Genomic DNA, 10,000 nt, shown 5'->3' with positions numbered 1-10,000 from the left:
CTTCCAAGAAAAGCTTCTAAGCTTCAGATAACTAGGAACCGTACCCCAAACCGACACAGGTGGTTGGGTAGAGAATACCAAGGCGCTTGAGAGAACTCGGGTGAAGGAACTAGGCAAAATGGCACCGTAACTTCGGGAGAAGGTGCGCCGGTGAGGGTGAAGGACTTGCTCCGTAAGCCCATGCCGGTCGAAGATACCAGGCCGCTGCGACTGTTTATTAAAAACACAGCACTCTGCAAACACGAAAGTGGACGTATAGGGTGTGACGCCTGCCCGGTGCCGGAAGGTTAATTGATGGGGTTAGCTAACGCGAAGCTCTTGATCGAAGCCCCGGTAAACGGCGGCCGTAACTATAACGGTCCTAAGGTAGCGAAATTCCTTGTCGGGTAAGTTCCGACCTGCACGAATGGCGTAACGATGGCGGCGCTGTCTCCACCCGAGACTCAGTGAAATTGAAATCGCTGTGAAGATGCAGTGTATCCGCGGCTAGACGGAAAGACCCCGTGAACCTTTACTATAGCTTTGCACTGGACTTTGAATTTGCTTGTGTAGGATAGGTGGGAGGCTTTGAAGCGTGGACGCCAGTTCGCGTGGAGCCATCCTTGAAATACCACCCTGGCAACTTTGAGGTTCTAACTCAGGTCCGTTATCCGGATCGAGGACAGTGTATGGTGGGTAGTTTGACTGGGGCGGTCTCCTCCTAAAGAGTAACGGAGGAGTACGAAGGTGCGCTCAGACCGGTCGGAAATCGGTCGTAGAGTATAAAGGCAAAAGCGCGCTTGACTGCGAGACAGACACGTCGAGCAGGTACGAAAGTAGGTCTTAGTGATCCGGTGGTTCTGTATGGAAGGGCCATCGCTCAACGGATAAAAGGTACTCCGGGGATAACAGGCTGATACCGCCCAAGAGTTCATATCGACGGCGGTGTTTGGCACCTCGATGTCGGCTCATCACATCCTGGGGCTGAAGCCGGTCCCAAGGGTATGGCTGTTCGCCATTTAAAGTGGTACGCGAGCTGGGTTTAGAACGTCGTGAGACAGTTCGGTCCCTATCTGCCGTGGACGTTTGAGATTTGAGAGGGGCTGCTCCTAGTACGAGAGGACCGGAGTGGACGAACCTCTGGTGTTCCGGTTGTCACGCCAGTGGCATTGCCGGGTAGCTATGTTCGGAAAAGATAACCGCTGAAAGCATCTAAGCGGGAAACTTGCCTCAAGATGAGATCTCACTGGAACCTTGAGTTCCCTAAAGGGCCGTCGAAGACTACGACGTTGATAGGTTGGGTGTGTAAGCGCTGTGAGGCGTTGAGCTAACCAATACTAATTGCCCGTGAGGCTTGACCATATAACACCCAAGCAATTTGCTTAAGAGCGAGTTGCGGTGTGTGAAGACGAAATGAACCGAAAGTTTGCACCGCTCACAAAACACCACAAAGCTATTACATACCCAATTTGCCGAAGCGTCGAAAGACGAGTCGGCACACCGAATTTCTTGACGACCATAGAGCATTGGAACCACCTGATCCCATCCCGAACTCAGAAGTGAAACGATGCATCGCCGATGGTAGTGTGGGGTTTCCCCATGTGAGAGTAGGTCATCGTCAAGATTAAATTCCAAAACCCCAATTGCGAAAGCAATTGGGGTTTTGTCTTTTGCGCGCAGAAAGTCCTGGCGTGCATCTCGTCCATGGCAAGACAGTTCCAGGGATCACCTGGCAGCCGTATCCCCAGGCCCGGCCTACAGCAAAGGCTCTCTACGGCTACCACCGGGCATTCTTCATGAAAGCGCCTGGGCGGTTTTGCTATGGTGCAGCTCGTTTTTCAAGGGACTGACATTCACCCGTGCTCACCTTATTCCACGAGAAGCTGTAGCAATGCCTGAACCGATACCGATCAAGGACCACGAGAAAGAGACGCGGCTGGTCAACAAAAGACTGTTGGCCTGCGCGCTATTGGTGGTCGCCATCACCTGCACCCTGATCGGGCGCCTGTACTTCCTGCAGGTGGTCGAGTTCGACTATCACTCGACCGTCTCCGAAAACAATCGCGTGCACGTGCTGCCCATCACCCCGACCCGCGGCCTGATCTACGACCGCAACGGCGTGTTGCTGGCCGACAACCGCCCCAGTTTCAACCTGACCATCACCCGCGAGCGCACCACTGACTTGAAGGGTGAGCTGGACCAGGTGGTCAGCCTGTTACACCTGCCCGCCGAAGACCGCGTCCTGTTCGACAAGGCGCTGAAGCAGTCACGTCATCCGTTCGTGCCGGTCACCCTGTTCTATGAGCTGACCGAAGAGCAGATCGCCGTACTGGCGGTCAACGAGTATCGCTTGCCGGGGCTGGAGGTTGAGGCGCAGTTCGTGCGGCACTATCCGATGGGCGCGCACTTCGCCCATTCCATCGGCTATGTCGGGCGCATCAACGAGAAGGAAGCCAAGACTCTGGACTCGGTGGAATACCGAGGCACCCAGTCGATCGGCAAGACCGGGATCGAGCGCTTCTACGAGTCCGAGCTGCATGGCCACGTCGGCTATGAAGAGGTGGAAACCAACGCTCAGGGCCGGGTCATGCGGGTGCTCAAGCACACCGATCCTGTTCCTGGGAAAAACATCGTGCTCAGCCTCGACGTGAAGTTGCAGGAGGCGGCCGAGGCGGCCCTGGGCGACCGCCGGGGTTCGGTGGTGGCCCTCGATCCGCAGACTGGTGAAGTACTGGCCATGGTCAGCAAGCCGAGCTTCGACCCGAACCTGTTCGTCACCGGCATCAGCTTCAAGGAGTACAGCGCGTTACGCGACTCCATCGACCGGCCGCTGTTCAACCGTGTGCTGCGCGGCCTGTATGCGCCGGGTTCGACCATCAAGCCGGAGGTGGCGATCGCTGGGCTGGACTCCGGGGTGGTCAACGCCTCGACCCGGGTGTTCGATCCGGGTTACTACCAACTGCCGGACGTCGACCACAAATACCGCAACTGGAACCACAGCGGCGACGGGTGGGTGGACCTGGACGCGGCGATCATGCGTTCCAACGACACCTATTTCTACGACCTGGCGCACAAGCTCGGTATCGATCGCCTGCACGATTACCTGGCGATGTTCGGCCTGGGCGAGAAAGTCTCCCTGGACATGTTCGAGGAATCGCCAGGGCTGATGCCATCCCAGGCCTGGAAGCGCGCCACCCGGCGCCAGCCGTGGTTCCCTGGCGAGACAGTGATCCTCGGCATCGGCCAAGGGTATATGCAGGTCACGCCGCTACAGCTGGCCCAGGCGACGGCGCTGATCGCCAACAAGGGCGTGTGGAACCGTCCTCATCTGGCCAAGACCGTCGATGGCGTGGCGCCGGTGGACGAACACCCGATGCCGAATATCCAGCTCAAGGAGCCGGTCGACTGGGACCTGGTCAGCCACGGCATGCAGATGGTGATGCACGCACCCCGGGGCACGGCGCGCGACGCAGCGGCCGGCGCGCAATACCGCATCGCCGGCAAGAGCGGTACGGCCCAGGTGGTGGCGATCAAGCAGGGCGAGCGTTACGACCGCCTCAAGACCCGCGAGCGCCATCGTGACAATGCCTTGTTCGTCGGTTTCGCCCCGGCCGAGCACCCGCAGATCGTGGTGGCGGTGATGATCGAAAACGGCGAGGCCGGCGGCCGGGTCGCGGGCCCCGTGGTGCGTCAGGTCATGGATGCCTGGCTGCTCGATCAGCAGGGCCACCTGAAGCCGCAATACGCCAGTCCAGGCAAGGGGCCGGACGTTCCCCACGCCTGAGTCATTTGGCTGTCCGGCACCTGCTCACGGATACTGAGCAGGTGCTGGATGCTGTCCAGGAACAGGGTTGCGGCCTGGCTCATCTTCTGTTCCCGGTGCCACCGTTTTAGGGTTAATGCCATAGCCTTTGTTCAGCGTTTCGATCGAGTCTTGCGATCGCTGTAGTTCTCTCGGATGGCGTATGTGATCGTGGTGTGTTTGTGAAGAACTTTTGCCATGGATCTCCCATTATTCAGTGAGACAAACACCTCGCGAATCGATGCTTGCTCTGCCAAGTTGTGTCGGTAGGGAGATGTTCGGCAATTAGTGAGAGAGGATCATGGTGTTCGTCAAGCACGCACCGCGAGGCAGTGCGTACAGATTGACAGTCTCTGTTCCTTATTGTCTTTTATTATCTCGTGCTAGCGGAATCGACATCTGGTGCCTGAAAAGGTTGTTAGGGTCTATGTGGTTTTTCAAGGAAATTAACTCCCCTACCAAACCCGAATTTCCATAGTAAAGTTCGAGCCAGCTATCATTAGGTGTGCCGTTTACTAATAGCATGTCCACATCTGGATAGTTGATGTAGCACCCTTCATATCGCCCCTCGACGCCAGGTCGCTGGTTGGGTTGGCTGGCGTAGGCGTCTTTGTAGATCTTATTGATCCACGCCAGTTGAACGTTATCTTGAGCAGGGTCGGTCCAGTAGGTCTGGTATTGAGACTTTAATAAGGACTTGCGCTGCGGTACCGCGGTATCTCCTTGACCGCAGCTGTTTATTTTTCCACCGTAAGAGTCGATCTGGACAAGCGATTGGTTGAATGTTCCATCTTCGGAAGGAACGCTGAGGTTGTTATACAGCGCATCGCATTCTTCGTCGGTGAAGTTATCTACCTGATAGGCGGACTTATATTTCCCTCTTTGATTGTTTCCCGATGTGTTGATCATCTGGGTGACATAGAGCCAGTCCATAAGAAGTTCTGGCGAAGCTTTGGTGATAGCACTACCAGCCATGCTATGGGGCCTTGGCGCGATGTTTGGCAGTACGAAGCCGTCGTAGAGTTTGCCGTGGCCGGGTGCCGAACTGTTTATTGCCGAGAGGAAATTATTGAAGGGGGCATCTCGTTCGTGATCGCCCACCAGGCCATCGCGTCCAGTGTATTGGATGGCCAGAACGACTTTCGGGTTGGAGTCGATGTGGTTCAGTTTCAGCAGGGTGAAAAGACCACCGTTGGCTTTTGACAAAATAGTGGAAGTGGCGTCTGCATCGTTTTTGGCGAACCAGTCGTGATATCCACGTAGAAACTTTCTGAAGCTGACTTTATCGAAGTCCGACCACTCCCAAGAGAGGGTTGTCCAATAAGCTTTTTGTGGGGCATCGGGCAGATCGTTGAAGTAGTAGCGAATGATGATGCCGAAATTTCCGCCGCCGGCCCCGCAGCAAGCCTTGAAAAGTTCTCGATGGGTTTTAAGGTTAGAATTCGGGCTGACATGAACCGGGACCAAGGTTTTGCTGCTATTGGCCGGGTCCGGAATCAAGATGTCCACACCAGTTACCCAGTCGACAGTCAAGCCGTGAAGGCGAGACAGTAAACCGTAGCCACCGCCGCTAATGTGGCCACCGACCCCTACGGAGTAGCAGGAACCGCCAGGTAGGGTCTTGCCACTCTGTTTATACATCGCCACATAGCCATCCCAGTTCTGGCTACCTGTGAGCACGGCGTATTTATAATGTGTGGGGTTATGACTGTCATGTTGATAAAGGGGCTGGATATTACCGGCAGTATCATGGGAAAAGCCTTTAAGCTCTCCCAGGTCAATAATGGCCAGGTTCTCGTTGTTCAACTGATTCGATACGAAGCCTTCATAGCAGTGCGCTCCGCTCCTTACAGTGATCCTGAAGTCTTGGGACAGCGCTTCATTTGCGGCACCTAGTACTTCTTCCGGGGTTCTGCAAACATAGATTCGTTTGGCTCCTGTGCTGGCACTGGGTGGCCATCGAAGATTGAAACCTTTCTGTAAGGTTGAAAATGTCTTGTTGTCTTCAGTGATTGTAATGAACTCTGCAGTGTGCTTTGTCGTATTCATGGTTGTGTGCTTCCTTGCAAAAAATATGCGCCACGTTCTGCGCAAGTTTCCTGAGATTTGTTTCGCCCAACCGTGGTTTACATGCATCCCACTCGGGCGCTATCTCACCTTAGCCGACATTTTCATGCTGTCCATGAGGTTCAAGAAGCTAAGGTTATATTTTCATGGGGTGCGTATTTCGAAAGGTTATAGATGTTTGCCTGATTGGTAATCCCATTTCATCGGCTTGATTTTGATAGAGGAGGCGAAATGGCGAGTGTTGGAAGCGTTTGCCGACTTGTGTTGTTTTGCTTTTGGAATTGTATTTATTTTTATGGTGGACAATCTAAAGCCTTGCGCTAGCCTGAAATCTCTCCTCTAGGGAGAGACAAATAAATCAAAGGAGTGAGTGTAATGAACAAGCCAGAATCCAATGCTCAGTTGAAGCACGGTCGCGTAATTTCCCCTCCTAGTCGTTCTGCTATTGCTATAGACGAAGGCCTTATCCTTGATTGGCAGGCTAATGAAATGGAAGGGGGCAAAAATTTTCCATCATTGACGGCAGGCCCGTTCCCCGTACCTTATGAAACTGACAGCGTGAGCCAGGTACCACCGGCTGATGGTTATATCCTCAGCGGCGGCAGGACCGATGCCCGCGATTGCGTCAACTTCACTAACGAGGAAATGAGCGAAAAGCTGAATCGCCCCTTTACCTGGCCTCTGTTGAATGTCGATCCTGGCCAGACGTTTCATGTCAAATGGGTATACACCATGCCTCACGTGACTCGGGGTTACAGTTGGTTTATCACCAAAGATGGTTGGGACCCTAAAAAGCGTATCAGCCGTGCTCAGCTCGAACTCAAGTCCTTCCATGATGATTTTTATACTCAGGTTCCGTTCTACGAGCATGCCGCTGAATTGAAAGCGAAGACTGAACATGAAGTGAAGTTGCCAACGGGCAAACAAGGTCATCATGTCATTGTCCTGTTATGGATCGTTGCCGATACCGGCAATGCGTTCTATCAGGCGTTCGACGTGAACTTCAAATAAAGTTGGGCCATGTACGGCCCTGGTAACGTTCTGAAGGAATAGAACAATGACTAAAATTGATTTTTCATTGCTGAAGTCAAAAGTAAATGATTCGGCATCCTTGATGCCAAGTATTGCCAATAAAAAAATCCTGATGGGTTTCTGGCATAACTGGCCAGCCGGGCATGGTGACGGCTATCAAGGTGGGCAATTCGCCAATCTAAACCTGGTGGACATACCCCAGGACTACAACGTTGTCGCTGTGGCTTTTATGAAGGGGCAAGGCATTCCCACCTTCAAACCCTATAACCTCTCCGACGACGAGTTTCGCCGCCAGGTAGGCGTGCTGAACAGCCAGGGAAGGGCTGTATTGATCTCGCTGGGCGGCGCCGACGCCCATATCGAGTTGCACAAAGGGGATGAGCAACCCCTGGCGAACGAGATCATCCGCTTGGTTGAAGTCTATGGCTTCGATGGCCTGGATATCGATCTTGAGCAAAGTGCCATTGATTTTGCCGACAACAAGACGGTGCTACCGGCGGCCTTGAAACTGGTGAAGGATCACTACAAGGCTGAGGGGAAGCATTTCATCATCAGCATGGCCCCCGAGTTTCCCTATCTCGGGGTGGACGGCAAGTATGTTGGTTACATTCAGGCGCTTGAGGGCTACTACGACTTCATCGCACCTCAATACTACAACCAGGGTGGTGACGGGGTTTGGGTTCCAGAATACAACGGTGGGACCTGGATCAGGCAGAACGACGATGATCTGAAAGAGGAATTCCTCTTCTATCTGACTGACAGCCTGGTAACCGGTACTCGGGGTTACATCGCGATTCCCGCGGACAAGTTTGTCATTGGCTTGCCGGCCAACGTTGACGCCGCGAACAACGGCTATGTGATCAATCCTGCCGCGGTGGTCAATGCGTTCAAGCGTCTTGATGCCGCCGGTCATTCCATCAAGGGGTTGATGACCTGGTCGATCAATTGGGACGACGGCCTCAGCAGGGACAATGTTCCCTACAATTGGGAGTTCTACAATCGCTATGCCCCATTGATTCACGGTGAGCCTGGTATTGGCGAGCGGCCAACGGCTCCGGCGAACCTGTCCGCGAGCGACGTGACTGAAACCGGCATGACCTTGAGTTGGGGGGCTTCAGCCGGTCCTCGTCCGATCGAAACCTACACGCTGTACCGAAACGGTTCTCCAATAAACCATACGGCGGCCTTGAGGCTGGAAGACTCAGGCCTGACGCCGAACACTCAGTACAGTTACTTTGTCACGGCAACGGACTCTTCGGGAAAAGAGTCGCTTCCGAGCCAAAGCCTGAGCGTCAGAACCGCTGGAGACATAACGGATCCAGAGTATCCCGAATGGCAATTGAACCATCGGTATAACAAGGAAGATGGCGTGACTTACGAAGGCAACAGGTACTTGTGCCTGCAAGAGCACGTATCAAACTCAGGCTGGACACCACCAGTGGCCTTTACCCTATGGTCAAAGGTCGCAATCAAGCGGCGTGCGTAGAGCGGTATGCGAGGCCCGGCAGAAATGCCGGGCTTTCATTGCCTGCGGATCAGTGATCTACCCCGAGTTCTGGACATGCGGCTCATACTGGCAACCAGGTTGTTCGCCTTCAGAAAACTACGCCAATCGGAACTGCTGTACTGGTTGCCTTGGTCGGGATGAATCATCATCTCCTGTGTAGGAGCGAGGCTTGCCCGCGATAAACGCCAACGATAACGTGCTGCTTCTGCACGCCCCGCATACGAAAGCCCCTGAATCAAAAGATCCAGGGGCTTTTTAATGCCTGCAACAGGCTGTCGCCGAGGATGTCGGGAGAGGCCTCAAGCGCTTAGAGACTCTGTCTTCGTCCTTTGCATCTCCTTCCCCTGCACAACACCAGCAACGCCACACCATCACTCAGCAGCGAGGCGATATCGGCGATCTGGAACAAATCACTTTCATCCGCTGTACGCGCGGTCATGCAAGACAGGCAGCGATGCATGCCGATTCGTGCTTTCGCTGCGGTTTTGGAATGAGAAAGTTCCTTCATTCGCTCAGGCGCTGGATAGGGGGCAGTCATTCTCTGAAAAAGCTGACGCCTTCTTCCAATTCTTTCCTGGAGGTTTAGGACGACTCCTAGATCAATGCCGTTGGTGACTTGCTAGCCTGGCTCGGCTGTTCAGCTTGGCCGAATCTGGATGTAACCAGGCCAAAAACGAGTTGCGCTTAGGTTAAGTCAGCGCACAAGAGCTCGCGCTATGTCGCAGTCCAAAGGAACAAAGGATGTTCAACAGAGCTAATGAAACTCACTTCAGCCTGAGCATTGAAGGCGTCCAAAGCGACTTGCAGGTGCTGTCTTTCGAAGGGATCGAAGGCATCAGCCAGCCGTTCCGTTTCGATTTGGAACTGGTCAGCGAGAACCCCGACCTGGACCTGGAGACACTGCTGCACAAGCAGGCGTTCCTGGCTTTCGATCCGCAAGGCAGTGGCATCCACGGCCAGATCTACCGCGTGGCCCAGGGCGATGCCGGCAAGCGCCTGACCCGCTACAAGGTGTCGCTGGTGCCGCAACTGGCCTACCTCAAGCACCGCACCAACCAGCGCATCTACCAGCAGCTGTCGGCGCCGAAGATCATCGCCCTGATCCTCGAAGAGCACGGCATCCAGGGCAACGCCTACCGGTTCCAGCTCGGCACCCCGTGCCCGGACCGCGACTACTGCGTGCAGTACGACGAAACCGACCTGCATTTCATCCAGCGCCTGTGCGAAGAGGAAGGCCTGCATTACCACTTCCAGCACAGCCCGGAAGGTCATTTGCTGGTGTTCGGCGACGACCAGACCGTATTCCCCAAGCTCGGCCAGCCCACCGCCTATATCCAGGGCAGCGGTATGGTCGCCGACGAACCGGTGATCAAGGGCTTCAACCTGCGCCTGGAAACCCGCACCAGCCGCACCACTCGCCGCGACTACGACTTCGAGAAGCCGCGCCTGCAACTGGAAGCGGCCTATAAACCCGAGACTGAAAGCGAAGAGCCGGACCTGGAAGACTACGACTACCCAGGCCGTTTCACCGACCGCGCGCGGCAAGTTCCTCAGCCAGCGCGCCCTCGAACGCCACCGCGCCGACTACCAGCAGGCCGAAGGCTGGGGCGACC

At 54.8% G+C, this 10,000-nt stretch carries 4 protein-coding genes, 2 rRNA genes and 1 pseudogene (1 of these 7 cut by a window edge); 6 read left to right on the top strand and 1 reads right to left on the bottom strand.

The features are described 5' to 3' along the window. From ACTJKT_RS31090 to mrdA, 3 genes are all read left to right on the top strand, one after another. Positions 1-1,341, top strand: a 23S ribosomal RNA gene (locus tag ACTJKT_RS31090); it begins 1,551 nt to the left of the window's first position. A gap of 146 nt (positions 1,342-1,487) precedes the next feature. Further along, positions 1,488-1,603, top strand: a 5S ribosomal RNA gene (gene rrf, locus ACTJKT_RS31085). A gap of 267 nt (positions 1,604-1,870) precedes the next feature. Beyond that, positions 1,871-3,763, top strand: coding sequence for a penicillin-binding protein 2 (mrdA, locus tag ACTJKT_RS31080; protein WP_440790391.1), 1,893 nt, complete (start codon positions 1,871-1,873; stop codon positions 3,761-3,763). 378 nt (positions 3,764-4,141) lie between these two features. On the opposite strand, the gene ACTJKT_RS31075 is transcribed toward mrdA, so the two are convergent. Next, a complete protein-coding gene (locus ACTJKT_RS31075) occupies positions 4,142-5,830 on the bottom strand; it encodes an FAD-binding protein (protein WP_440790389.1) in 1,689 nt (562 codons plus the stop codon). Positions 5,831-6,223: 393 nt separating this feature from the next. Here ACTJKT_RS31075 and ACTJKT_RS31070 point away from each other — a divergent pair, with 393 nt between their 5' ends. From ACTJKT_RS31070 to tssI, 3 genes and pseudogenes are all read left to right on the top strand, one after another. Continuing rightward, positions 6,224-6,859 (top strand): lytic polysaccharide monooxygenase auxiliary activity family 9 protein, encoded by a 636-nt coding sequence (locus ACTJKT_RS31070; RefSeq protein WP_440790387.1) that lies wholly within the window; start codon positions 6,224-6,226, stop codon positions 6,857-6,859. 46 nt (positions 6,860-6,905) lie between these two features. Then, positions 6,906-8,366 (top strand): carbohydrate-binding protein, encoded by a 1,461-nt coding sequence (locus tag ACTJKT_RS31065; protein WP_440790385.1) that lies wholly within the window; start codon positions 6,906-6,908, stop codon positions 8,364-8,366. Positions 8,367-9,128: 762 nt separating this feature from the next. Continuing rightward, positions 9,129-10,000 (top strand): annotated as a pseudogene (tssI, locus tag ACTJKT_RS31060) (type VI secretion system tip protein TssI/VgrG); the annotation flags it as partial.

The sequence above is a fragment of the Pseudomonas sp. 22526 genome, from assembly GCF_052044735.1.
Taxonomy (GTDB): domain Bacteria; phylum Pseudomonadota; class Gammaproteobacteria; order Pseudomonadales; family Pseudomonadaceae; genus Aquipseudomonas; species Aquipseudomonas piscium.
Note: the sequence above shows the minus strand (reverse complement) of the source record. Positions and strands in the feature narration are given on the sequence as shown.